Source organism: Acinetobacter johnsonii ANC 3681 (genome assembly GCF_000368805.1).
Classification (GTDB): domain Bacteria; phylum Pseudomonadota; class Gammaproteobacteria; order Pseudomonadales; family Moraxellaceae; genus Acinetobacter; species Acinetobacter johnsonii.
The window spans coordinates 32,316-58,014 of the sequence record NZ_KB849704.1; the positions used below are offsets into that span (position 1 = coordinate 32,316).

Below are 25,699 nucleotides of genomic sequence, written 5' to 3' on the forward strand. Positions count from 1 at the left end.
CTCTAAAACCATTCAAATTTGTTCAATTTAACCACTATGCATTGTCCATTTTGCAACGCTGAAGACAGTAAAGTGATCGACTCACGTTTGGCCGCTGAAGGTTGTCAAATTCGTCGTCGTCGTGAATGTATTAGTTGTGGTGAACGATTCACAACCTTTGAAAGTTATGAAGTGGTCATGCCTCGTGTGATCAAGTCGGATGGCAAAAGTGAACCTTTTGATGAAGCAAAATTGCGTCGTTCCTTGATGCATGCTTTACAAAAACGTCCCGTGACGCAAGAGCAAATTGAAACCGTCTTGAGCGATATTCAGCTGCAAATCCGCCGTTTAGGTGAGCGTGATGTGAAATCACGCACCATTGGTGAAATTGTCATGCAATCTTTATTTTCGTTAGATCATGTTGCATATGTGCGTTTTGCATCGGTCTATCAAGACTTTCAAGATGTCGATGCCTTTCGTCACCAAATTGAACAAATGCAACAACGTGAACATTAAGCGAGTTGGCATCCATGTCTGAATTAGAGTCTAGTGCTTTACACGCTGACCAAGCTTGGATGAAACAAGCGATTGCTTTAGCACTGCAAGGTCAATACAGCACCAAGCCAAATCCAAATGTAGGCTGTGTCATTGTCAAAGATGGGCAGTTGCTGGGGATGGGTTATCACCCTCAAGCGGGTCAGCCACATGCAGAAGTTTTTGCGATGCGCGAAGCGGGCGAACAGACTCAAGGCGCAACCGCTTATGTCACTTTAGAGCCTTGTGCGCATTATGGGCGTACACCGCCGTGTGCCAAAGGTTTGGTCGAGGCAGGTGTGGCGCGGGTTGTGATTGCCTGTCCAGATCCTAACCCCTTGGTGGCTGGTAAAGGGGTACAAATTTTAAAAGAAGCAGGCATAGAGGTCGATGTCGGCATTTGCCAAACCGAAGCGCATCAGTTGAATGCGGGCTTTTTAAAAGCCATGGCTACTGGCATGCCTTATGTGCGTTTAAAAGTTGCCTCTAGTTTAGATGGTCGAACAGCGATGGCTTCGGGTGAGTCGAAATGGATTACAGGCCCAGCAGCACGGTTGGATGTCCAGCATTTTCGTGCCATTTCTGGTGTCGTGATCACGGGGATTGAAACCGTATTGGCCGATGATCCTCAGCTCAATGTCAGACAGCTTCCGAGTGTTGCGGATCTGACAACGGTTGTACAACCGAAACGTCTGGTGTTGGACCGTCAAGGCCGCTTGCCGCTGACGGCTCAAATTTTACAACAGCCTGATACTGTGATGGTGATGGGGCCTTATCGTCAAGCATTGGCTGATTTAGGCGTGCTACAGTTTGCTGTACAACCTTTAGATCAGTTATTAACGCAGTTGGTTCAATCGCATCAGATTTACGATGTCATGGTTGAAGCAGGTGCAACGTTATCGACGGCTTTTTTACAAGAGAAGTTGGTCGATGAAATGATTAGTTATGTAGCACCGACCTTATTGGGTCAGTCTGCACGTGCAATGTTCAATGCTGAGTTTTCTCAGATGGCAGAGCAACTCCGCTTTAAGCTTATGGATGTCACACAATTGGGTGACGATGTGCGCTTAACGCTTATCCCATCTCAAGAGTCATTATGAGTTCAGAGTCTACGGTTTATCATAAACGTCGTCACGCGGCACGTACCACCGATGAATATCTATTTCATCAACTTGTTCCTTATTTGGGGAATAAGCGCCGTTTGTTGCATCTGATTTTAGAAGCGCTTGAGAGTACAGGGACTTTAAACCGTGCAGATGGTCGTGCGCCTATTTTTGCTGATTTCTTTGCAGGTTCAGGCGTGGTCTCACGTTTGGCACGTCAAAATGGTTATCGCGTGATTGCCAATGACTGGGAACCGTATAGCCATGCGCTGAACCATGCCATTTTAGCTTGTACCGAAGCACCTGCATTTAAAGAGTTGGGTGGTTATCAAAAGGCTATTGATTATTTAAACCGCTTGCCTGAAGTTAAGGGTTGGGTGACACATAATTTGTGTCCGCGAAATGATGAGATCTATGATCCAAGCCGAGATCGTTTGTTCTTCAAACGTCGCAACGGCATGCGTATTGATGCGATTCGTCAGCAAATTGCCACATGGCAGGCACAAGGGGCAATCGATGATGTGGAGATGTCTGCTTTACTGGCACCGCTGCTGTATTCTGCAAGTTTTGTCAGCAATACTTCCGGCGTCTTTAAAAGCTTCCACCACGGTTGGGGCGGTAAAACCCAAACAGCGCTAGAGCGGATTGAATCCTTGCTGTGGTTGACTCCAAGTCGTTTTAGTGAAGTGGGTGATAATAAGCAAAAGAATCCGATGGCTGAAATGTGGTGTGTCGATGCGCAGCATTTGGCAAACCAAATGAGTAGTTTTGAGGTCGATGTAGCCTATCTAGATCCACCTTATAACCAGCATGCTTACAGCAGTAATTATCATGTCTTAAATGCTTTAACGCTATGGGATCAGGTGGATTTGCCGACACCAGACACCAAAGGTTTTAAAAGCGGAATTGACCGTGCGTGGCGCAAAGAGCGTCCGAGTCCTTATAACTCGTCAAAGTATGCCAAAGAGGCATATGAAAAATTACTTTCCACCATCAATGCACGTTACATTCTGACCAGTTATTCAACCGATGGTAATATTGAAGCAGGGGACTTGCTCAAAGCCAATTTGGAGCGAGGTCGCGTGACTTTATTAACGCAGGATGTACCGCGTTATCGCGTGAGTAAGCAGCGTCAGTCTGAGCGTGCGCGTGTGTTAGAGTTTATTGTGATTACCGATACCCATGCCAAGTCAGGTCCGCCAATTCGTCAGCTACTGGGACAGTTGTACCATTATGCCGAATTGGGTGGAGTCGATACATCTGGGGTCACGACACAGTTGGCGCTGTGGTAAAAATATAGAGGTAGAAATCAGAAATGTTTACAGGGATCATCGAAAGTCTAGGCACGGTTGAAAGCGTACAAAATGTCGGTGGCGATGTGCGGTTACGCATTGGTACGGATCTTGATATGTCAGATGTACATTTGGGTGACTCGATTGCCACCAATGGCATTTGCCTCACAGTGATTGACTGGGGTGAGCACTGGTATGCTGCCGATGTCTCACGTGAAAGTTTGAACCGAACCACACTGACCCACTGGAAAGTTGGCCAACGTGTCAATGTGGAAAAGGCGATGTTGCCCACTACACGTTTTGGTGGACACATTGTGTCAGGTCATGTCGATGCTGTGGGTGAAATCACCGTTGTGCGTGAAGATGCACGCTCGCTTTATTTTGAAGTGACTGCGCCAGCCGAGATTGCACGTTACTTGGCAGAAAAAGGCTCGATCACGGTCGATGGGATCAGTTTAACCATTAATCATTTGCGTGGGCGTATTTTAAGCCTCAATTTAATTCCGCATACGGCTGAACGAACCAACATTGGAACGTGGAAGGCAGGGAGTCAAGTGAACCTTGAAGTGGATGTGTTAGCACGCTACATTGAACGTCTGATGATGGGTGACAAAGCTGCGGAAACTACCCCACAATCTAAAATTAGTTTAGACTTTTTGGCACAAAATGGTTTCTTGAAATAGAAAAATCGTTTAGATTGCAGCAAGAATAGACAAAAGATGAGCTCCCTATTTGCCCAAAATGAGGGAGTTTTTCTTTTGAAATGAATAGGTAAGCAATTGAGTATGATGAAAGATAGTACGCAGTTCATTGCACGGATAGGTGACAATGATTGATTTTTTTCTCCATCTAGAACAATTATTGCCCGTACTGCTTGCAGAATACGGCCTTTGGATTTATGCGATTCTTTTTCTGATTATTTTTGCAGAAACGGGCTTCGTTTTTATGTTCTTTTTGCCGGGTGACAGTTTACTGATTGCCATTGGTGCCTTATGTTCCAGCTCGGATTTAATCCATATCCATACCATGGGTATTTTGATGATGATTGCTGCGGTATTGGGTTATATCGTCAATTATTATACGGGTCAGAAGCTGGGCTTTAAATTTGCCCATCAGCATTCGCGTTGGCTGAAACCCGAATATATGATGAAGACCAATCAATATTTCTTAAAGCATGGCGGTAAAACCATTTTAGTGGCACGTTTTATTCCTTTTGTGCGTTCTTTCGCACCTTTTGCTGCGGGCGCAGGGCATATGAGCTTGGCGACTTTTATGTGGTACAACGTAACTGGTGGCCTGATTTGGATTGGTAGTTTGTTGGCGATTGGTTATGGTGTGGGTAATACCTTATCGTTTATGGTTGATGTGTTGGTTTGAGATTGAGATAGACCACATCAGCCGAGAAAAACAGGGGTACATAAAAAAACTCACCGAAGTGAGTTTAAGTGGAAGCCTAGGCCTGTTAAGCAGAGTTGGATACCACTTCATCAGAAAAGTCTGAATTTTTCAAAATATAGTCAATTTCTTCTTGAGCCGCCGCTTGTAGCTTACTGCGGTAGCTGGCTACGGACTCTTCAATTAAGGTTTCCGCTTCAAGCTCTAAACGTAAACGGACACTTTCTAACTCAGACAAAATTTGTGAGTCATCAATACCAAATTTACCTTTGGCATAGTCCAGAGCTTGTTCAGGTGTTTTCTCATAGCGTGCGGTGTAGCTCGAAATTTCCTGATCGACACTTTGACGCATCACATTTAAAGCTTGGGTTTGCTCATTGAACTGACGGATTTCGTCTTTTTTGAGGCTTTCCGCATAAGCTTCCTGCGCTGCGCGTTTGTCTGCCAGTGATTTTTCCAACGCTTGTTGTTTGCGAATTCGCGCTTCTTCAATCAGCTGTGCTTTCAGATCGGCATACGCTTGTTCAATTCTTTGGGTAGAGACGGCTTGAGCGCGTTGGTCTTGTTCAATCCAACTGTGTAAACCTGTTTCAGGTTTGAGTACATCGCAGACGCGACTCAGGTCATCAATAAAGGCCTGACGAACAGCATCAGGTACATTTAACCAGCGCTGTTTAAAATCTGGACCAACATTCAATGCCACTACGCATCTCCTTATTTAGACGGGGAATCATTTAAAGCTTGAAGGTTCGAGCTTCAACCCCGAGACGTCTATATTGTTTAAATTTTTCACGACCTTGTTGTTTGGCCGATTCGTTATTTTCAATAATTTCTATAATGTGGCTAAATTTTTCGAACTGTTCAAGAGCTTGATCGTTAAAATTGAACACAATCCAATCGGATTGCTCAGGCAGTTGGGCTGAGATACAAATGCGCGCATCGATTTGATCAATGCCATGCGGAATAAAGCTCGTGTCATCAAAACTCCACAAACGTTCATCCAATTGTTGTTGTAGTTCAGGGTCGCTTGAATACAGCCAGATTCGCTCTGGCTGACGCAAGATTTTACGACATAAACGACAAGCACTTTCGACTTGTCGTTCAGGACTTTGTTCAAATAGATAAAAGCTAATATTAGCCATTAGACTGCGCACGATGAGCTAAGAATTGCATCAATAAGGGTACTGGGCGACCGGTTGCCCCTTTATTGGCACCCGAGTTCCATGCTGTACCTGCGATGTCCAAATGCGCCCAGCGGTAATCACGGGTGAAACGTTGCAAGAAGCACGCTGCAGTTACAGCACCAGCTTTAGGCCCGCCAATGTTGGCAATATCTGCAAATGGAGAGTCTAACTGTTCTTGATAGTCATCAATCACAGGCATGCGCCAGACGCGGTCAAAGCTATTTTGACCTGCTTCAGATAGTTCGGCCGCCAGTTTGTCATCTGGGGTAAACATACCCGTTAAGACTGAACCGAGTGCCACGACACAGGCACCTGTTAAGGTTGCAATATCAATGACCAGTTCTGGGTTAAAGCGTTTTACATAGGTCAATGTGTCGCACAGCACCAAACGACCTTCTGCATCGGTATTTAAAATTTCAACGGTTTGACCGCTCATGGTGCTCACGATGTCACCCGGACGTGTAGCTTTGCCTGAAGGCATATTTTCAGCTGCAGCAATCGTACCTACGACATGAATGGCTAAACGTGATTCACATAGAGCGCGGAGTGTCCCTAGAACTGATGCTGCACCACACATGTCATATTTCATTTCATCCATACCAGCGCCCGGTTTCAATGAAATGCCACCTGTATCAAAAGTGATCCCTTTACCGACCAAGACCACTGGGGCTTCAGTACGTTCAGCTTGATACTCAAGGGTAATGATACGGCCTGGGCGGTCTGAACCTTTGCTCACCGCAAGGAAGGAATGCATGCCCAGATCAGCCATTTGCTGCTCATCAAGGACATTAACACGGAGTAGGTCAGGATATTGGGCTGCCAGTTCTAAGGCTTGCTCTGCCAAATATTCAGGGAAGCAGATATTGCCCGGACGGTTGCCTAAGTCACGAGCAAAGCTTTGACCAGATTGCACGGCTTCAATCAATTTAAGTTGCGCAGCATTCAGCGGTGACTCGGCGGCAATGAGGCTGATCTGTTCAAGTACGTTGTCGGCTTTTTTCGATTTGAATTCATCAAAAGCATATGCAGCTTGCGTCAAACTGAGGGCAAATAAATAATGGAGTTCAGCTGGAAGGGCAGAAAGGTCAAGGCTGATGTGTTTGAATTTTTTTTGTGAAGCTTTGATAATGGTTTGAGCAATTTTCACCAGCTTTGCTGCTTGTAATTCAGCTGCTTTCCCGACACCGACCAAGGCTGTATTGGGGCTTGTTGGAATTTGACCAATGAGGCTCAAGGTTTCATTGAACGTGGCTTTAAACTGAGTCGTTTCAATTAAGTTGTTTAAATCATTAATTTGATAAGCATTTGCAAGGTGTTGCGTGTTTTCAGAATCTACTAATATCAACAAAAATTGGCTAGACGTATTCTCTGTGAATGACGTATTAATAGAGAGTTTCATAAGTTTTATTTAAGCCTTATAAAGTTTGAAAATGATTAAACCACTGAAACATTAACATGAATAGAGTTGCAAAGTGCAACAAGAGTACAGGTTTTATATTTTCACTATTCGGGTAAACTAGCGCTAGTTTTTATTCACCTATTTTTGGAAGAATTAATTTGATTATTCGGCGTTATCTGGTCAAACAAGTGGTGTCGACATCCTTGGTTGTGATCGCCTTATTAACCTTGATCATGATGGGCGGTCGTTTGATCAAGTATTTTGGCGTAGCCGCGCAGGGTCGCTTAGATGCAGGTATTTTATTTAGCATTATTGGCTATCGTTTGCCTGAATTTTTAACGCTGATTCTTCCTCTAGGCTTTTTTATTGGACTGATGCTGGTTTTTGGTCGTCTGTATGTTGATCATGAAATGGCGGTACTCAATGGCAGTGGCGTCAGTCGTAACCAATTGGGGCGACTGCTGATTCCTATGACCGTGGTGTTTCTCGCCGTTCAAGCCGTACTGATGCTTTGGATGGCGCCGTGGGGTGTTCGTCAGTTTGAGCAGCTCACCACCAGTCAGGCGGTGCGTACCGGTTTTGATTTAGTTCGACCCAAAGAGTTTATTTCATCGGGTCCTTATACCATTTATGCGGGGGACTTATCCGAAGACCGTAAAAACCTCAAAGACATCTTCTTCTATCAACGCGCTGAAGCAGAAGGTAAGCCTGATGTGATGATTTTGGCCAAAGAAGCCACGCGGGTTGAAATTGAAAATGATCCAGCTAATGTGGTGGATTTGGTGCAAGGTCGCCGTTATGAAATTTATCCGGGACAGCCGCGTTATAGCCAAGCCGAGTTTCAGTCTTATCGCCTACGTTTAGAAAATGATAAAGAAGCAAAGTTTGAAAGTGCCGATGTTGAAGCATTGTCTACCATGAAACTTTGGGATAATCGTCATGATCCTGTCGTGGCAAGTGAGTTGGGCTGGCGTATTTTTGTACCGTTTGCCATTGTAGTGGCGTTGCTCCTCGCTGTGGCTTTATCTGAAGTGAGTCCACGCCAAGGACGTTACTTAAAGCTGTTCCCTGCATTGCTTATTTTTGCCAGTTTAATCGTGGCGCTGATGGCCATTAAAACCCGAGTCAGTAAAGAAGAAATGGGGATTTGGGCTTATCCAATGATCTTGGTGATCTATGCGATAGCAGCGGCTTTGTTTTCGCGTAAACAAAAGCTGGCCCCGAAAATTAAGAAAACATTACAACGAGCGGGGTCTTAATCATGTTCGCACGTCGTATAGTCGCAAAACATGTGACCAAAACCACCGCGATGGCGATGCTGGGTGCTACCGCTATTTTATCGGTTTTGCAAATTCTGTTTACCTATTTGGGTGAGTTAGGCTCCCTAAAAGAAGGTTATGGCGCTTGGGATGCTTTACGTTATGTACTGTGGGGGGCGCCGCAATATCTCTATGAGATTCTACCGATTGCCGCGTTAATTGGCTCGGTACTGGGACTGGGCACTTTGGCTTCAAACAGTGAGCTGATTGTGATGCGCTCGGTGGGGGTGAGTCTTTGGCGGATTGTTGGTTGGGTGATTCGTTCGGCTTTAATTTTGGTGGTGCTGTCATTTGCTTTAAGTGAATGGGTGATTCCATATACCAATGAGCAAGCCAAAGGTGTGAAAAGCCATCGAACAGCGGCTGAGCTTGGTGAGGTACGTGGTTACTGGACACGAGAAGGGCAGCGTTTTATTTATGTCGATTATGCCAATTCTCAAGGTCAGCTGAAAAATGTGCAAGTGGTCGACTTTGACAATAATGCTCGTTTGAAAGGCGTTTTAAATGCTGAGCAAGGTCAGTTTGTGCAAGATGGTCGTTGGATTTTAGAAAATACGGCCCAAGTTGATTTGCTGCCGACAGGCAATGCTACGGCACAAAAGGCCACTGAAATGCCTTTGGCACTGGCACTGCAGCCGAAATATGTGCACATGGTGACGATTGATCCTGAAGACCTTTCACCGAGTCAATTGGTCAGTTTCATGAGCTATATGCATGAATACAGCCAAGTGCCTAAAACTTATCAGTTGGCTTTTTGGCAGAAAGTGGCGTCTCCATTTGCCTTAATTGCTTTGGTATTGATTGCTTGTTCCTTTATTTTTGGCCCACTGCGCCAACAATCGATGGGCTTTCGTTTGGTGATTGCCCTGTTTACAGGCTTAGGTTTCTTTTACCTACAAGACTTCTTGGGTTATGCAAGTTTGGTGTATTCACCTTCACCCGCATGGTTTGTTTTTGTGCCGATTTTACTGATGTTTGTCGCAGGTGGTTATTTATTACAACGTGCGCGATAACTGTACGATATTGAAGAAAACAATGCGGATGATGGTGTTAAACCATCATGCCTGCATAGAGTCTTGACCGAAAATTCGGTAAGATAGAGCGATGAATTTGTAGACAAAAAAAGAGTGCTTATTATGGCGGATGCAACTGCTGGCAAAATTCCTCACGTACTGGTCATTATGGATGGTGTGGGACACCGTGAAGCGATCGAAGACAATGCATTTTTAGCAGCGAATCGACCGAATTTAACAGCGATTGAAGCAAAGCATCCGCATAGCTTAATTTCAGGTTCTGGTGAAGACGTGGGTCTGCCAGATGGTCAAATGGGTAACTCTGAAGTGGGCCATATGAACTTGGGCGCAGGTCGTGTGCTCTATCAAGATTTTACCCGAATCACCAAAGACATTCGTACGGGTGCTTTTTTCGAACATAAAGTTTTGGTTGATGCCGTTGAAAAAGCCAAAGCAGCGGGTGGTGCGTTGCACATCATGGGGCTATTGTCTGAAGGTGGGGTACATTCACATGAAGATCATATTGTTGCCATGGCTGAACTGGCACTCAAACGCGGTGCAACCGTGTACCTTCATGCCTTCTTAGATGGTCGCGATACCCCACCACGCAGTGCACAGCCTTCTTTAGAAAAATTAGATGCATTGTTTGCTCAATATCCAAATCAAGGTCGTATTGTGAGTCTGATTGGTCGTTATTTTGCGATGGATCGAGATAACCGTTGGGACCGTGTGGAACAAGCCTATCGTTTACTTACAGAGTCTGAAGCAACACGTACTGCAGCTACAGCTGTTGAAGGTTTAGCATTGGCTTATGCAGCAGATGAATCTGATGAATTTGTCAAAGCAACACGCATTGGCGATGCCGTGAAAGTTCAAGATGGTGACAGCATCGTCTTTATGAATTTCCGTGCGGATCGTGCGCGTGAAATTACCAAGGCTTTTGTTGAAAAAGATTTTGCAGGCTTTGCGCGTAAAGTTGTACCAAACTTATCTAAGTTTGTGATGTTGACACGTTACCAAGCCAGTATTGATGCACCTGTGGCGTATATGCCTGAAGCATTAAAAAACTCGATTGGTGAATATCTTTCAGACCTTGGTAAAACCCAATTACGTATTGCTGAAACTGAGAAATATGCACATGTGACATTCTTCTTCAGTGGTGGTCGTGAAGATGAATATCCAGGTGAAAAACGTATTTTGATTCCATCACCGAATGTGGCTACTTATGACCTCAAGCCAGAAATGAGCGCCTATGAAGTAACCGATGAATTGGTGGCTGCGATTAACTCAGGCGAATTTGACCTGTTGGTGGTGAACTATGCCAACGGCGATATGGTGGGTCATACGGGCGTGTTTAATGCTGCAGTGAAAGCAGTGGAAGCTGTTGATTTATGCTTAGGCCGTGTCTATGAGGCGGTGATGGCACAAAAAGGCCATATGTTAATTACGGCTGACCATGGTAATGTTGAACAAATGCAGGATTATCACAGTGGTCAGGTGCATACCCAGCATACGACAGAATTGGTGCCTTTTATCTATGTCGGCCCAACTCAAGCTACTATTGCTGAGGGGGGCGTATTGGCCGATGTCGCACCAACATTGTTAAGCTTGATGCATCTTCCTGTTCCAGCAGACATGCAAGGTCGTAACTTAATTACATTAGACGTATAAATTAATTTGGGTGGGTAAATGGCAAAAGCATCGTGGACTTCAATAGGTGTAGTGATTGCTTTAGGTCTGAGTCTGATCCACCCGATGGGGGCTGTTGCAAAAACAGCCGCAGCCCCCGCTTTTGATGATGAATTGGAACAAGGTTATGTTGAGGTTCCGATTGAATCCATTCAACAATTTGTGCAAATCTACGGTTTAGTCAAAGACAATTATGTGGCTAAACGTAGTGATGAAGCACTGTTTCAACAGGCCATTAAAGGTTTAGTCAGTGGCTTAGACCGTTATTCTCGCTATTTATCTCCTCAAGAATATAAACAATTGGTGCAATATACTGAAGGGGATTTGGCTTCAGTTGACTTCAGTTTAGAGTTTGATTCTCGCTTACAACAATGGCTGATTCGTGGATTAAAACCTGACTCAGATTCCAGCAAACTGGGCTTAAAAAATGGGATCTCCGTTTTTAAAGTGGATGATCAAGAGCTACGCAAGCTGAACCATGTTCAAGTCAATGAATTACTCAGTGGGGCGATTGGTAGTACCGTCAGCTTGCAGTTGAAAGCCAACTCAACGCCGATCAATTTAGTCCGAACCAAAAAAGTTGAAACCGATATCCAGGCGCAACTGTTGAATAACCAAGTTTTGGTGCTCAAGGTGCGGGTGTTCCAACAGGATACGGCCAATGAAATTCAGCAACTGATTGAAGAGCATCAGTCTTCGCGTTTAAAAGCGGTCTTGATAGACCTCAGAAATAATCCTGGGGGGCTGTTGTCTGCCGCAGTTGAATCTGCCGATTTATTCTTAAATCAAGGGGTGATTGTTTCAACTCAAAGCCGTTCCGAAGGGGATCAGCAGTTCCAAGCTTTACCAAGTTTAGAATTTCAAAACTTAAAAGTGGGGATTCTGATTAATGACCGCTCTGCATCGGCTGCGGAGGTATTTACCGCTGCGCTGAAGGAGCATGGACGGGCATGGGTGATTGGCGAAAAAAGTTATGGTAAGGGCGTGGTACAGAAACTATTTCCGTTATCGAATGGTGCAGCTTTGCAAATGACTGTATCGCATTATTATACCCCAAGTGGTCGGATGATTGAAGGGGTGGGGATTGCGCCAAATCAGGTGTATCCAATGCCACATGAACTCAAAGATGAAAGTTATGTTGAACATGTGGCAGAGATTCTAATTAACCGTCGTTAAGTCTTTAAACGGAATCGTCTTCGCCATCTAGCCCGAATTTTTTCAAGCGATAACGTAAAGAACGGAAAGACATGCCGAGCTTTTTAGCCGCCAGTGTTCGGTTCCAATGGGTGAGATTGAGTGCATTCATCAAAATTTCTTTTTCAATTTTTTCTAAATACAGCTCTAGACCCTCTTCGGGTAATTTACGCGAAGGTACATGATTGAGTTGATCATTGCCAACAGTACCTTGTTGCGTGGCATTGGCATAGTTGGTCTGAGCAATCGGTCGCAGTGGAGCTGTTTGCAAGTGCGGTAAGTCGATACTGTTTTCATCACTTAAGGTGATGGCACGTTCCATCATATTGCGTAATTCACGCACATTACCCGGATAATATTGGGCCAATAAAAACACACGTGCACGTTCACTCAGTGGTTTGACTGGGATGTCCCATTCTTGGCAGATTTTCTGAATGAAATGTTGCGCCAAAAGAATAATGTCATTGCCACGCTCACGTAGAGCAGGCAAGACAATGTCCATGACATGGATGCGGAAGTACAAATCCTGACGGAACTTGCCTTGTTGTACCAGAGCTTCTAAGTCTTGATGGCTGGCACTAATCACACGGAAATCGACATCAATTTCGGTGTCACTCCCAATTGGGCGAATGCGTTTTTCTTGTACCGCGCGCAGCAGTTTCACCTGCATAGTGAGCGGTAACTCAGCAATTTCATCTAAAAATAAACTGCCGCCATGGGCAGACAGAATCAGCCCTTGTTTGTCTTGAGTCGCCCCTGTAAAGCTACCCTTACGGTGTCCAAACAATTCACTTTCCATCAGTTCAGTCGGTATCGCACCGCAGTTGATGGCAATAAATGGCCCTTCATTACGATTGCTCAGGCGATGTACCAGATTAGCCACCACTTCTTTGCCAGTGCCTGATTCACCCGTAATAAAGACAGGGGCTTGCGAGCGTGCAATTTTCTTTAAGGTGATGCGTAGCTGTTGAATAGGAAGGGACTGACCAATCAGCAGACGATGTTCAAGCGTATCTTCTTGGATATGCAGTTGACTGATGGGTTGATTAAAGGCTTTTTGTAAAAGTTGCTCTAAATGTTTTTGGTTGATCGGTTTGCTGACAAAATCAAAAGCACCGGCTTTCAGTGCTGCAATCGCAATATCCATATTGCCGTAAGCAGTCAGCACTGCAACAGGCAAATTAGGATAATTTTGAGCAATAAAATCGACCAAGCTCAGACCATTACCATCGGGTAAATTCAGATCGGTTAGACAGGCATCGTATTGATGCGTTTTCAGGGCTTGAACCGCCTCTTGTAAGCGATAGGCAATATGTGTATCAATCCCCATCCGACTTAAAGACATTTGCATCAGTGTACATAAGTCTTGTTCGTCATCCACCAATAAAACAAGTGGTTTTTTTTCCACGTTTAACCCCAAAAATTACACGTCATTGTTTATACGGGGGCATTCAATCCGAAAGCATGCCCCTATTTTTTGTTCTACATAGTATAGCTTAGCTTGGTTGGCTTCGCAGAAACTATAGGATAAATATAATCCTAACCCAGTTCCATTGATTGAGGTACTAAAAAACGGTTGAAACAGGGTGCTTTGGTCCTGAGTGGCGACCCCTTCACCAAAATCACAGACCTCAATATGGACGAGGTTTTTATAGCTATAGACTCGAATGTGAATATGCTCGGCTTCAGCTGCATTATGTCGAATGGCATTTCGAATCAGGTTGATCAGCACTTGTCTCAGTTGTTGTTCATCAAACTGAATCTGAGCTGGATCGGAAATGCGGTAATCAATTTGATCTTTGACATCGGGCAAATCTTCAACGATAAAACGTTCTAAAAAAGCGGCGACATCAATCAAGGTCGGATAGGTTTCTTTACTGCGTGCCATACTCAGTGTATCGCCAATAATTTTATCAATCCGTGAGGCTTGTTTGGCGATCATGTTATGTAACAGGGCTTGCTCAGGATCGTTCACCTGCATCAATTCATTGGCTTGGGTGATGGCAGCCAATGGATTGCGAATTTCATGGGCAATGCTGGCAGAAAGTTGACCCAGTGCAGCCAGCTTGAGTTGTTGTACACGTTGATTAATTTTTTGTGCATCTTGCAGCACGAATAAGGTCAGTGTCTGATTCGGGACTTGAAGTTTTTGAATTTCGATCTGAATCTGAAAGCGACTCAGTTGCGATGTAAATTGGAATTTTTCCCCATTTTTCAGTTGGTCGAATTTGAGTAGTTCAAATAAATCAGGTTGTGCCTTATATAAGGGGTATTTGTCATAGGCATAAATCGGGGAGATGCCCAATAATGTACATGCGGCAGGATTACTCAGCACCATGTGGCAGTTTTCATCGAGCACCAAATAGCCGAGCTCGGTTTGCTCTAAAATATAACGGTTAATGTTTTGCAGTTGGTCCAGTTCTTGGGACTGATAGAAGTTTAAATTTTCAAGGACTTGAAAACGTCGTACTGCAATTTGTCCAGACCCATAAACCACAAAGAACAAAAAGGCGAGCACGGCACTGTTGCCAATGGTATTCAATGAACTAATTGAAAATAGCGTTCCAATAAAGTGTTGATAAACCAGTGTAATTACAGCAATCAAGGTAATGATGAGCGCTTTTTGTTTATCGACCAATACACAAGCGGCAAAGATCGTGATCACAAACAATAAGCTTAACTGTAAGTTCGGACCATCGGTGGCAAAAGTGAGTAAACTGAGGCTAATGACATCGACGATAAACAACAAGGTGAGCTGAAGTGGTATGCGCTTGCGCACATGCTTGAGGCTCAATAGCTGAAAGGCACTGATAAAAATAAAGCCAATCAGGACAGAACGATACAATACTGGATATTGATAATTTGAAAACAACTGCTCATAGGTCAGTAGATAAACCAACAACAAACAACAGCCAATAAACAGTCGATAAGACGCATACCAAACACCTAGACGGTATTGATTTAACTGAATATTGGTTGAGTATTGCAGCATGTGGGTGTTAGTCAGCTTGCATCAGGGTTTGATTAAACCATAACGAATAGCAAGGTGAGTCAGCTTCACATCACTGTCAATGTTGAGCTTTTCAAAAATTCGGTAACGGTAAGTATTGACCGTTTTTACGCTGACAAAAAGCTTGTCAGAAATTTCCTGTGCACTGATGCAATTCACAACCATCATCGCCACCTGCATTTCACGTTCAGACAAAGCATCAAAAGGCGAGGTTTGTGTATCCGATAGATAAGAACTGGCCAGTTGTTCAGCAATATCAGCGCTGAAATATTTGCCGCCTTGCATCACTTTATTAATGGCACGTACCATTTCGGTCACAGGTGCACCTTTGGTAATGTAGCCTTTAGCGCCAGCTTTGAGTAACAGGGAAGGATAAGGTTCTTCAGCTAGGCCACTGACTGCCAGTACTTTGGTCTCGGGTGCGGTTTGCAGTAAGCGGCGTGTGGTTTCAACGCCACCAATACCTGGCATGTTGACATCTAACAGAACCACATTTGGGTGATGTTGACGAACGAGGTTAATTGCTTCTTCACCAGATTCAGCTTGGCCAATGACTTGAACATCGGCATGGTCCTCGAGCATTCGACAAATCCCTGTACGTACTAACTCATGGTCATCTACCACTAAAACTGTGATCACCTAGCTCTTCCTCACTATAAAAACCATATTTTTTGTTACATAAAGCAAAATAAGCTTGCAATGAAACGACAAAATTAGCAATCCTATTCTTAGGCTTATTTGAAAAGATATGCACGCTGTCGACGGCAATGCTGTTCGTATTGTGTACAAATGTAAGGCATATTGGCGTGAATACGCAAATGTATCTTATGGGTTATGAAGTTGAGTGAAGAAAAGTGAAAAAATCAAATAAATTTTTAATGCATCTATTGGGATGGTCGATTGCAATGACGGTCAGTACCCATAGCTTTGCAGACTTGGTGATGAACCCGAGCTCGGGGCCTAGCCAAGCAAGCATGAGTTGGTCTGCAGCAGATGCAGAACAGCTTCTGAATGATGATCTAATGGAAGATCCTGAAGAGTACGCTCCTCAGGGTTCAACAAAAGTCACCACCAGTATTCGCAGTTCTAACGGTGTGGTGACGAACAATACTACCTCGAAAACGGTACAAATTTTCGATACCTCGAAATATTCAAACCAACCTAGTGTCAATGCTCGTGCAGCACTGGTGATGGATGGCAATACAGGTGAAGTACTGTATAGTAAAAACAGTAATACCGCGCTGCCGATTGCCTCGATTACTAAACTGATGACGGCGGTGGTGATTTCAGATGCGCGTTTAAATATGTCTGAAAACATTACTTTACAGCAAGCGGACTTTTCGTGTTCGGGTTGTAAAAGTTCAAGCTCGTCCCTACGTGCAGGGGACAGTATGAACCGTGCAGAGGCATTGTTATTTGCATTAATGAAGTCAGAAAACCCAGCAGCATCAGCGCTTGCACGGACGTATCCGGGTGGTCGCTCAGCCTTTGTTTCGGCGATGAATGCCAAAGCAAAATCTTTGGGTATGAATTCAACCCATTATATGGAATCGACTGGTCTGCATCCAGGTAATGTGGCTTCAGCACGTGACTTGGGTATTTTGGTCAATGCCGCGTCTCAGTATGGTCTGATTCGTCAGTTCTCAACCACAGCCAGCTATGACTTTAACTTGGGCTATCGTGTATTAAAATCAAACAATACCAATGCCTTGGTTCGTAATGGTGGTTGGAATATTAATATTTCAAAAACAGGTTTCATTAATGAAGCCGGTCGTTGTGTGGTGATGCATACCACTTTAAATAACCGTCCAGCAGTGGTGGTGTTATTGGGCGCAGACTCATCTGCAGCACGTACCAATGATGCAACGCGCCTAATGAACTGGGCAAGCCAATTACCAAAACGTATTTAACCCGACTTTGTTTTTGTTCACTCAACAACAAAAATTGAGTCATAAAAAAGCCCTGCATATGCAGGGCTTTTTTTGTCTTCTCTCAATTACATGTTTGAAAGAATTGAATCGCGAACTTGTTCTAAGGTTGCATCGATTGACAGCATGACCGCATCAGAACATTGTTTGATCGCAGTATCAGGGTCTTTCAGACCATTACCTGTCACGGTACAGACAATCACAGAACCTTCCGCAATTTTTCCAGCTTTGATGTCACGGATTGCACCGCCAATCGATGCTGCAGAAGCAGGTTCTACAAAGACACCTTCATACATTGAAAGTAAACGCTGTGCTTCTAGAATTTCAGCATCAGTCAGTTCATCGAACCAACCTTGAGAATCACGAACCACCGCTTTAGCGTGGTTCCAGCTTTGTGGATTACCAATACGAATAGCCGTTGCAACAGTTTCAGGGTTTTCAACGGGTGCACCACGTAGGAATGGCGCAGCACCTGCTGCTTGGTAACCAACCATGGTTGGTAAACCTTCAGGTTTAGGACCCGTGAATTGATCTGTTTCAGCGTCGTAAATCACTTGCTCAAATTGATCTGCAGGTTGGTTGGCAACTGCTTCGGTATAACCCATCCAGTGTGCAGTAATGTTCCCTGCGTTACCCACGGGTAAGCAGTGGTAATCTGGTGCACGACCTAACTCATCTACGATTTCGTAAGCAATGGTTTTTTGACCCTGCAAACGGTATGGGTTGATTGAGTTTACGATGGTTACAGGGGCTTTGTCGGCAATTTCTTTGACCAGACGCATACCGTCATCGAAGTTACCGCGGATTTGCATGGTGATGGCACCATACATCATCGCCTGCGCCATTTTACCCATGGCAATTTTGCCTTCTGGGATTAACACAAACGCTTTGATGCCTGCGCGTGCTGCATAAGCCGCAGCCGCAGCTGAGGTATTACCTGTAGAGGCACAGATAATCGCTTTTGAGCCTTCTTCAACGGCTTTAGTAACCGCCATGGTCATACCACGGTCTTTAAATGAACCAGTCGGGTTTAAGCCCTCGTACTTCACATAAATTTCAACATTTTTGCCAATTAAACGTGGAATGTTCTCGAGTTTAATCAGTGGCGTATTACCTTCACCTAAAGAAATAGCGCGAGTAGTTGCAGACACTGGTAAACGGTCGCGATAACGGTCAACTAAACCAGTATAACGATTGGCATTCGACATGATGATGTTCCAATTGTGTGTAGAGCTTGGTGAGGAAGAGAAGAGCGTTCTTTTCCTCAACCCGATTAATTATCAAGCGATTCTAAACGAATTCGCACGATTTCGCCATGAATGACGGGTAAGGCTTGAATTTGAGCAAGTGCCTCGTCCATTTTTGATTCAACGACTGGATCAGTCAAAATCACGATTGGAATAAGGTCTTTTAAGCGTGGTTGTTGCATGATGGCATCGATACTGATGCCCGCACGACTGAGAATCGTGGTCACATCCGCCAAGACGCCAGTTTGATCTTCTGCATTAATCCGGATGTAATAACCGGTGGTCATTTCTTCACGGCTTAAAATTGGCACATTGGTCAGTGCTTCGAAGGCCAATTGTGGAATTGTTCCAGCGCCATCTTCGGTATAAGATATATCACGGACGATATCAATGACATCTGCAACGACCGCAGAAGCGGTTGGACCTGCGCCTGCACCCGCACCGTAATACAAGGTTGGGCCGACAGCATGAGCTTGTACCAAGACGGCATTTTTAACACCGTTGACATTGGCAATCAGTTCTTCCGCAGGGATCAAGGTTGGGTGAACACGAAGTTCGATGCCATTCGCTGCGCGACGCGCAATCCCCAAGTGCTTAATACGGAAACCCAGCTCTTCAGCATACTTCACATCTTGTGCTGTGATTTTACTGATGCCTTCGGTATAGACTTTGTCAAACTGTAGCGGAATACCAAAAGCACACGATGCTAAAATCGTGAGTTTATGTGCAGCATCAATGCCTTCGACATCAAAAGTTGGATCAGCTTCGGCATAACCCAGTTCTTGTGCTTCTTTTAATACGTCGGCAAAGGCACGACCTTTTTCACGCATTTCAGTCAGAATAAAGTTGCCTGTACCATTGATGATACCCGCTAACCAATTAATCTTGTTTGCCGCTAGACCTTCGCGCATCACTTTAATGATGGGAATGCCCCCTGCAACCGCAGCTTCATAGGCGATTTGCACGGCATTGTCATCCGCCAGTTTGAACAGCTCATTACCATGTTCAGCAAGTAAAGCTTTGTTCGCGGTGACGACTTGTTTGCCATGCAAAATGGCTTCTTTAATCACTTCATATGCAGGATGGATGCCACCCATCACTTCAACCACAACATCGACATCAGGCTGACGCACAATGTCGAGTAAGTCAGCACTTTGCTTGACCTCATCGCCTAAATCTAAGTCTGGACGACGGCGGCGTGTGCCGACATAGGTAATTTGAATTTCACGACCGGTGCGACGTTTAATCTCAGCAGCATTTTCTTTTAGTAGTTTAAGGGCACCACCACCCACAGTACCAAGACCGAGGATTGCCAGACGAACTGGTTTCACGTCACACTCCAATTTACTTATATATATTGAACCAAGCCTAGATCATAGCTAAAAAAACTGTGAGACTCTAGGAAAGAAATCATTTTATGTTCAACTATAAATATTAGTTAAATAACAAATAAAAATTAGTTATTTAAGGCGATTTAATAATTCACTTGGGGCCAAATAGCCACCGAGATATTCACCATCTTCATTGTAGATCGCAGGTGTCCCATTTACGCCCATGTTCAGACCCAACTGGTATTGATCTCGCACTGGATTTTTACAGGTCGCCGGTGGAAGTTGAGCACCTGAAATCGCTTGATCAAAGGCAGCTTGACGGTCTGCGCTACACCACACACTTTCCATGGCTGGCATAAACTGTTCGCCACGCGGCCATGCAATGTAACGCACTTCAATGCCTTGGGCCGTGATTTCAGGGATATGCTCGTGCAGTTTATGGCAGTAAGGGCAGCTGGCATCGGTAAAGACATAAACCACATGCTTGGTCTTGCCTTTGGCTTTATAAACCAGTAGGTCTTCAGTTTTGAGCCCTGCTAGAAGCTTTTTGTTGGCTTCAGCTTGCAGGTTATCGCTGACGTTGTGGAGTGTTTTATCGCCCAAGCGAATCACATCACCTTGGATAATATATTTACCATCTGCCGTGGTATAAACCGAGCTCATCCCTTCAAGATTGACCCAAAATAAATTTGGCACTTCAGTGGTTTTGATATCGATGATTTTGGCATTGATATTGGCTGTTTTGAAATGCTTTTGAAGGGTATCAATTAAACGTTGCTTTGCATTACGTTCCGTCAAAGTTGACGCTTCACCTGTGGCTGGCGCGCTTGCCGTTAAAGAGTCTTGTTTTTTTTCTTCAGTGTTATTTGAACATGCTGTAAATAGAACACTTGAAGCAATGGCACAGGCAATGAACAATGGTTTACGGGTAAATAACATAGATAACCCTTTTTCTTTTGACTTTATAAAAACAGAGCGCCAAGCATAGCAAAAAAAGTACAGGACTCGGTAATACTTCGTAGTCTTCGTGCTAAAAACAGCCTTAAGTTATGGATGATCAAGACCTTAAGCTCTTGGGTGATGGCTGGCATGCAGTTGTTGCATACGCACTTGTGCGACATGGGTATAAATTTGTGTCGTGGACAGATCACTATGTCCCAATAACATTTGTACCACACGCAAGTCGGCGCCGTGATTGAGTAAATGCGTTGCAAAAGCATGTCGTAAGGTATGTGGAGAAAGTTCTGCTTGAATTCCTGCTTGTAAGGCATAACGCTTAATGGCATACCAAAAGTTTTGTCGACTCATGATGCCACCATGTTGGGTGAGAAACAGATAGTCAGTTGCAGATTTATATAATTGCGGACGTGATTCAATTAAGTATTTTTCGACCCACTCCACTGCAATTTGACCCAAAGGCACCAGCCGCTCTTTATTGCCCTTACCCGTAATTCTTAAATAGCCTTGTTTTAGATTGATTAAGTCTAGGCGTAGATTCAGTAGCTCAGATACGCGTAGTCCACAGGCATATAACACTTCAAACATGGCGCGATCACGGAGTCCAAGAGCGGTTTCAATATCAGGGGCTTGAATTAAGGCATCCACGTCTTGCTCAGACAAATCTTTAGGCAGTGCGCGGCCAATTTTGGGTGTTTTATGTAGTGCGACAGGGTTGTCTGAACGCAGTTTTTGTTCCCGTAGAAACTTAAAAAAAGAACGCAGAGCAGACAGACAGCGCGCAATGGAGCGCGGGCTTTTACCTTGCTTGGTGAGAGTCAGCAGAACATCGGCGACATCATCACTGCTCCATTCAGGCATGCTCACGTGACTACACTCGCTGCACTGCAATAAGTCAGAGAGATAAGCATTTCGGGTGTGTGGGCTGACGGTTTGTGCAATGAGATAATCTTTAAAGCCGTGTAAAAAACTGAGCTGAGTTGGAATTTGAACAGGCGCAGGCACACGCGGTTTTTTATTTAACATAAAGCTCTCAAGCACATCATCACGGAAAGACAAAAACAAGGAATAGGAGTTTTATTCAATGTAGTGTAATCATTCTCGCTTGTCGATGTGTTATAACAGATGCGAATCATTATCGAATCTGATTTGGTAATTATTCTCATTTGTTTGTATACTGTTCAAAATATTAAAGGGTTGGATGCGGTGCGTTTATCTGATTTAAAAGTCAAACAAACTGCCATCATTAACAAAGTGAATCATACTTTGGATGGCGAAGCTCAGACTGATTTGGTGGCTAGTCGTCTTGAAACATTAGGCTTTGTCGCAGGTACAAAAGTACAGGTGATTACCAAAGGTGTTTTTGGTGGCGATCCAATTTTAATCCAAGTGGGTTTTACACGTTTCGCCTTAAGAAAAGTTGAAGCTGAAAAAATTGAAATTCAAGTCGAAGGAGCACCTAGATGAGTGATGCCTTGCGTGTTGCCCTTGTAGGTAATCCAAACTGCGGTAAAACTTCGTTATTTAACCATCTCACTGGAACACGCCAAAAAGTAGGTAACTATGCGGGTGTAACGGTTGAGCGTAAAGTTGGTCAATTTAGTCTTCCTTCGGGTCAAGCAGTTCGCGTTCTGGATTTGCCAGGGACGTATAGCTTAGATGCGACTAGTCCTGATGAAATGATTACCCGTGACGTGGTGATGGGGAAAATTGCAGACGAAGGTCAGCAAGATGCTTTCTTATGTATCGTTGATGCAACTAACCTCAAACTTCACCTTGGTTTAGTGATTGAACTGATTGCATTGGGCCGTCCAATGTTAATCGTTTTAAACATGATGGATGAAGCACGTCGCCGTGGCATGCAAATCAATACCCAAAAGCTTTCTGAGCGCTTGGGTGTGCCGATCGTTGAAACCGTTGCGGTGCGTAACTCTGGTATTGAAAGCCTGCTTAGCGCTTTAGAGCAGGGCAAATATGCCGTGCCTTATACCGAGCTGACGGGTTTAAAAGGCGACACTGCACATGAGAAAGTAGAAAATTTATTACATGACGCTGTGCAGTACGTCGATGAAGAAGACAAGCGAACTGATTTTCTAGATAAGATTTTCCTACATCCAGTTTTGGGTTTAGTTAGCCTTGCAGTGATGATGTTTATTGTCTTCCAAGCCGTTTTTGCTTGGGCAGCGCCGTTTATGGATGGGATTGAAACCTTCTTTGGTTGGCTAGGTGAAACCATTGGTGCATCCATTAGCCACCCTTTACTTAACAGTTTGGTGGTGGACGGGATTATTGCGGGTGCGGGTGGTGTCGTGGTGTTCTTACCGCAGATTTTAATTTTGTTCTTCTTTATCTTGGTATTGGAAGAGTCGGGTTATTTACCGCGTGCCGCGTTTTTGCTAGATAAGCTGATGTTTAAAGCAGGTCTTTCTGGGCGTGCCTTTATTCCATTGTTGTCTAGCTTTGCCTGCGCAATTCCGGGCATCATGGCATCGCGTACCATTAGTGATCCGCGTGACCGTTTGACCACGATTTTTGTGGCACCGTTAATGACGTGTTCTGCACGTTTACCTGTATATGCCTTGTTAATTGCTGCTTTTATTCCTGAACAAACTGTTTGGGGGATCTTCAATCTGCAAGGTTTGGTGTTGTTTGCTTTATATATGGCCGGGATTGTGAGTGCACTGTGTGTATCTTTCGTTCTGAAATTCTTCCATAAAGACAAGTCACAACATATGTTGATGATGGAGTTGCCAAGCTATCGTTTCCCTGACTTGAAGAATATTTGGATTGGTTTACTTGACCGTGCCAAGATCTTCTTACGTCGTGTGGGTGGCATTATTTTCGCGTTGTCTATTTTACTGTGGTTCTTGTGTACCTTCCCGCAAGCCCCTGAAGGCGCGACTTTACCTGAAATTGATTATTCATTTGCCGGTATGCTCGGTCATTTACTGCAACCGATTTTTGCCCCGCTGGGTTTCAATTGGCAGATTTGTATTGCTTTGATTCCTGCTATGGCAGCTCGTGAAGTGGTGGTGGCAGCTTTAGGTACGGTATATGCCTTATCCGCTGTTGATGAAGATGCCATGTCACAAGGTTTGGCTTCACTGATCAGTAGTGGCGGTGAGCTCGGCTGGTCGGTGGCGACTGGTCTGTCTTTATTGGTGTGGTTTGTTTATGCACCGCACTGTTTGGCGACTTTAGCGACGGTCAAACGTGAAACAGGTTCATGGAAAACCGTGAGTTTTATGACCATTTACTTGTTTGGTTTGGCTTATTTAATGTCATTCCTGACCTATCAAATTGCAACGCACTATTTGGGCTAATCGGCTTAAATAGGCGAGGAGATTGAGATGATTGAAATTCTAATTGTTGCTGCTCTAGTGATCTGGAGTGCAGTGGTGGTATTTAAGAAAGTATTTCCTAAGACATCGGGTTCAGTTTTCATGTCCTTGTCCGCGCTGTGTGAGGCTCGTGGTTGGACGCGTTTGGCGACGTGGTTAAGGCCGTCAATGGCTGGTGGGTGTGGCGGAAACTGTGCTTGTCCAGCAACAGAAGACAGCAATGCGAAAAAGCCTGAAGTTCAAGCGGTGAAGTGGAAATAAAACGATTTTTGCTCACAAATAAAAAAGCCGTCCGACAGGGGCGGCTTTTTTACGCACTGACACAAAAAAAGTGCAGGAAAGTCAAAACAGAAAAAGCATTCAAAACAGCAAAGTGCTAACATTTCCGCAGATAAATCTCAGACCAAGCATGGGGCGAAAATGTTAATACAACGTGGTGGACTTAAGGTCGTTGCAGGGCTCGGCATTTCTGGTGTTGCAGCGGTCAATTTTTTACATAACCAAGGCTACCGCGTTGCAGTAACGGACTCTCGATCGACCCCGCCCGGTCATGACCAAATTCCAGCAGAGGTACAAACCAGTTTTGGTCAGTTTGACGCAGAACTGTTGTTGTCTGCTGAAGAAATCGTTATTAGCCCTGGGCTCGATCCGAAACTACCTGAAATTCAAGCCGCGATTGCCAAAGGCATTCCCGTGGTGAGTGAAATTCAAATCCTACGCCGTGTAACCGACAAGCCGATCATGGCCATTACTGGGTCGAATGCAAAAAGTACCGTGACGACCTTGATTGGTCTGATGGCTGAACATGCAGGTGTAAAAGTCGCGGTAGGTGGTAATCTTGGTCGCCCAGCGTTAGATTTAACCAAAGATGAGCCAGATTTATACATTCTAGAACTATCCAGCTTTCAGTTAGAAACCACCTCAAATTTACAAGCTGAAGTTGCGGTGGTGCTGAATATGAGTGAAGACCATCTTGACCGTCATGGCGATATGATGGGCTATCACACCGCGAAGCATCGCATTTTCCAAGGCGTGAAGAAAGTCGTTCATAACCGTGATGACTCACTTACTCGTCCTTTAGTACCTGATGCTACGCCAATGCAAAGCTTTGGTTTAAATGCACCTGATATGAATCAGTACGGTGTATTAAGAGATGACGATGGTACGATCTGGTTGGCCCGTGGCCGCACACGTTTATTGAACAGCGCAGAGATGTATATTCAAGGCACACACAATGTGGCCAATGCATTGGCCTGCTTGGCTTTAGGTGAGGCAATCAATCTTCCGCTTGAGTCGATGTTGGAAACGCTGAAAAGCTTTAAAGGCTTAGAGCATCGCTGTGAGTTTGTGAAAGACGTTGAGGGGGTTCGTTACTATAATGACTCTAAGGGCACCAATGTAGGCGCAACACTGGCTGCAATTGATGGTCTAGGTGCTGCGATTGAAGCCAAAGGTGGCAAAGTCGCAATCATTTTAGGTGGTCAAGGCAAAGGACAAGATTTTAGCGCTTTACGTGAGGCTTTGAGCAAATACGTGAAAGTGGCGGTATTGATTGGTGAAGATGCGGCGTTGATTGAACAAGCTGTGGCAGGAACAACCACCTTACTGCATGCTGAGACTTTAGAGCAGGCGGTTGCACTTTGCCAAGCCCATACCCAAGCCCATGATGTCGTGTTATTGTCACCTGCATGTGCAAGTTTTGATATGTTCAGTGGTTACCCACAGCGTGGACATCAGTTTGTCGCTTGTGTGCAAGAACTCCACTAAAAATAATAAGGAAATTG

24 protein-coding genes are annotated in these 25,699 nt (G+C 44.6%); 14 read left to right on the forward strand and 10 right to left on the reverse strand.

What is annotated here, in order from left to right:
* Positions 1-36 precede the first annotated feature (36 nt).
* The 5 genes from nrdR (at position 37) to F946_RS02410 (ending at position 4,285) form a co-directional block, all read left to right on the forward strand.
* Positions 37-495 carry a transcriptional regulator NrdR gene (gene nrdR, locus F946_RS02390; RefSeq protein WP_004692852.1) on the forward strand — a complete coding sequence of 153 codons (459 nt, stop codon included), beginning with the start codon at positions 37-39 and terminating at the stop codon, positions 493-495.
* Positions 496-509: 14 nt separating this feature from the next.
* The gene (gene ribD / locus F946_RS02395; protein WP_004978562.1) at positions 510-1,613 is read left to right on the forward strand and encodes a bifunctional diaminohydroxyphosphoribosylaminopyrimidine deaminase/5-amino-6-(5-phosphoribosylamino)uracil reductase RibD; all 1,104 of its coding nucleotides are present in this window, start codon (positions 510-512) and stop codon (positions 1,611-1,613) included.
* A complete protein-coding gene (locus F946_RS02400) occupies positions 1,610-2,908 on the forward strand; it encodes a DNA adenine methylase (RefSeq protein ID WP_004692850.1) in 1,299 nt (432 codons plus the stop codon). The genes ribD and F946_RS02400 overlap by 4 nt, the downstream gene beginning before the upstream one ends.
* A 23-nt stretch (positions 2,909-2,931) precedes the next feature.
* Positions 2,932-3,591, forward strand: a complete 660-nt coding sequence (locus F946_RS02405) for a riboflavin synthase (RefSeq protein ID WP_004978564.1) — start codon at positions 2,932-2,934, stop codon at positions 3,589-3,591.
* A 145-nt stretch (positions 3,592-3,736) separates the two neighbouring features.
* Entirely contained in the window at positions 3,737-4,285 is a 549-nt protein-coding gene (locus F946_RS02410) for a VTT domain-containing protein (RefSeq protein ID WP_004692848.1), read from the forward strand.
* Positions 4,286-4,370: 85 nt separating this feature from the next.
* On the opposite strand, the gene blhA is transcribed toward F946_RS02410, so the two are convergent.
* The 3 genes from blhA to F946_RS02425 are packed head-to-tail and all read right to left on the reverse strand — an operon-like array spanning position 4,371 to position 6,886.
* The gene (gene blhA, locus F946_RS02415; protein ID WP_004978568.1) at positions 4,371-5,006 is read right to left on the reverse strand and encodes a cell division protein BlhA; all 636 of its coding nucleotides are present in this window, start codon (positions 5,004-5,006) and stop codon (positions 4,371-4,373) included.
* A 31-nt stretch (positions 5,007-5,037) separates the two neighbouring features.
* Positions 5,038-5,445: a DNA polymerase III subunit chi gene (locus F946_RS02420; RefSeq protein WP_004978570.1), complete on the reverse strand. Its 408-nt coding sequence runs from the start codon at positions 5,443-5,445 to the stop codon at positions 5,038-5,040.
* Positions 5,438-6,886: a leucyl aminopeptidase gene (locus tag F946_RS02425; protein WP_004978575.1), complete on the reverse strand. Its 1,449-nt coding sequence runs from the start codon at positions 6,884-6,886 to the stop codon at positions 5,438-5,440. The genes F946_RS02420 and F946_RS02425 overlap by 8 nt, the downstream gene beginning before the upstream one ends.
* A gap of 158 nt (positions 6,887-7,044) precedes the next feature.
* On the opposite strand from F946_RS02425, the gene lptF reads away from it, so the two are divergent.
* The 4 genes from lptF (at position 7,045) to F946_RS02445 (ending at position 12,083) form a co-directional block, all read left to right on the forward strand.
* Positions 7,045-8,145: an LPS export ABC transporter permease LptF gene (lptF, locus tag F946_RS02430; RefSeq protein WP_004978580.1), complete on the forward strand. Its 1,101-nt coding sequence runs from the start codon at positions 7,045-7,047 to the stop codon at positions 8,143-8,145.
* Positions 8,146-8,147: 2 nt separating this feature from the next.
* Complete coding sequence (gene lptG, locus F946_RS02435) at positions 8,148-9,218, forward strand: LPS export ABC transporter permease LptG (protein WP_004978581.1); 1,071 nt, start codon at positions 8,148-8,150, stop codon at positions 9,216-9,218.
* A gap of 123 nt (positions 9,219-9,341) precedes the next feature.
* Positions 9,342-10,889 carry a 2,3-bisphosphoglycerate-independent phosphoglycerate mutase gene (gpmI, locus tag F946_RS02440; RefSeq protein ID WP_004978582.1) on the forward strand — a complete coding sequence of 516 codons (1,548 nt, stop codon included), beginning with the start codon at positions 9,342-9,344 and terminating at the stop codon, positions 10,887-10,889.
* Between the two features lie 18 nt (positions 10,890-10,907).
* Positions 10,908-12,083, forward strand: coding sequence for a S41 family peptidase (locus F946_RS02445; RefSeq protein ID WP_004978584.1), 1,176 nt, complete (start codon positions 10,908-10,910; stop codon positions 12,081-12,083).
* 4 nt (positions 12,084-12,087) lie between these two features.
* Here the strand turns inward: F946_RS02445 and F946_RS02450 are convergent, their stop codons facing one another.
* The 3 genes from F946_RS02450 to gacA all read right to left on the reverse strand — a co-directional run bounded on the left by F946_RS02450 (position 12,088) and on the right by gacA (position 15,750).
* Positions 12,088-13,452, reverse strand: coding sequence for a sigma-54-dependent transcriptional regulator (locus F946_RS02450; protein ID WP_407637060.1), 1,365 nt, complete (start codon positions 13,450-13,452; stop codon positions 12,088-12,090).
* A gap of 72 nt (positions 13,453-13,524) precedes the next feature.
* On the reverse strand, positions 13,525-15,093 hold the full coding sequence (locus F946_RS02455; protein ID WP_004978589.1) for a sensor histidine kinase: 1,569 nt from the start codon (positions 15,091-15,093) through the stop codon (positions 13,525-13,527).
* 21 nt (positions 15,094-15,114) lie between these two features.
* The gene (gene gacA / locus F946_RS02460; RefSeq protein WP_004692836.1) at positions 15,115-15,750 is read right to left on the reverse strand and encodes a response regulator transcription factor GacA; all 636 of its coding nucleotides are present in this window, start codon (positions 15,748-15,750) and stop codon (positions 15,115-15,117) included.
* 215 nt (positions 15,751-15,965) lie between these two features.
* On the opposite strand from gacA, the gene F946_RS02465 reads away from it, so the two are divergent.
* Complete coding sequence (locus tag F946_RS02465; RefSeq protein WP_155118236.1) at positions 15,966-17,021, forward strand: serine hydrolase; 1,056 nt, start codon at positions 15,966-15,968, stop codon at positions 17,019-17,021.
* Positions 17,022-17,107: 86 nt separating this feature from the next.
* On the opposite strand, the gene thrC is transcribed toward F946_RS02465, so the two are convergent.
* From thrC to xerD, 4 genes are all read right to left on the reverse strand, one after another.
* Positions 17,108-18,247: a threonine synthase gene (gene thrC / locus F946_RS02470; protein WP_004692833.1), complete on the reverse strand. Its 1,140-nt coding sequence runs from the start codon at positions 18,245-18,247 to the stop codon at positions 17,108-17,110.
* Positions 18,248-18,312: 65 nt separating this feature from the next.
* Positions 18,313-19,617, reverse strand: a complete 1,305-nt coding sequence (locus F946_RS02475) for a homoserine dehydrogenase (RefSeq protein WP_004978591.1) — start codon at positions 19,615-19,617, stop codon at positions 18,313-18,315.
* 129 nt (positions 19,618-19,746) lie between these two features.
* A complete protein-coding gene (locus F946_RS02480) occupies positions 19,747-20,556 on the reverse strand; it encodes a DsbC family protein (RefSeq protein WP_004692830.1) in 810 nt (269 codons plus the stop codon).
* A gap of 126 nt (positions 20,557-20,682) precedes the next feature.
* Positions 20,683-21,600: a site-specific tyrosine recombinase XerD gene (gene xerD, locus F946_RS02485; RefSeq protein WP_004692828.1), complete on the reverse strand. Its 918-nt coding sequence runs from the start codon at positions 21,598-21,600 to the stop codon at positions 20,683-20,685.
* Positions 21,601-21,780: 180 nt separating this feature from the next.
* Between xerD and F946_RS02490 the strand changes: the two genes are divergently transcribed.
* The 4 genes from F946_RS02490 (at position 21,781) to murD (ending at position 25,682) form a co-directional block, all read left to right on the forward strand.
* Positions 21,781-22,041, forward strand: a complete 261-nt coding sequence (locus F946_RS02490) for a FeoA family protein (protein ID WP_010325703.1) — start codon at positions 21,781-21,783, stop codon at positions 22,039-22,041.
* On the forward strand, positions 22,038-23,897 hold the full coding sequence (gene feoB / locus F946_RS02495; protein WP_004978597.1) for a ferrous iron transporter B: 1,860 nt from the start codon (positions 22,038-22,040) through the stop codon (positions 23,895-23,897). The genes F946_RS02490 and feoB overlap by 4 nt, the downstream gene beginning before the upstream one ends.
* Before the next feature lie 27 nt (positions 23,898-23,924).
* Positions 23,925-24,176: a DUF6587 family protein gene (locus F946_RS02500; RefSeq protein ID WP_004978599.1), complete on the forward strand. Its 252-nt coding sequence runs from the start codon at positions 23,925-23,927 to the stop codon at positions 24,174-24,176.
* A 159-nt stretch (positions 24,177-24,335) separates the two neighbouring features.
* Positions 24,336-25,682 (forward strand): UDP-N-acetylmuramoyl-L-alanine--D-glutamate ligase, encoded by a 1,347-nt coding sequence (gene murD / locus F946_RS02505; protein ID WP_004978600.1) that lies wholly within the window; start codon positions 24,336-24,338, stop codon positions 25,680-25,682.
* The last annotated feature ends 17 nt before the right edge of the window (positions 25,683-25,699 follow it).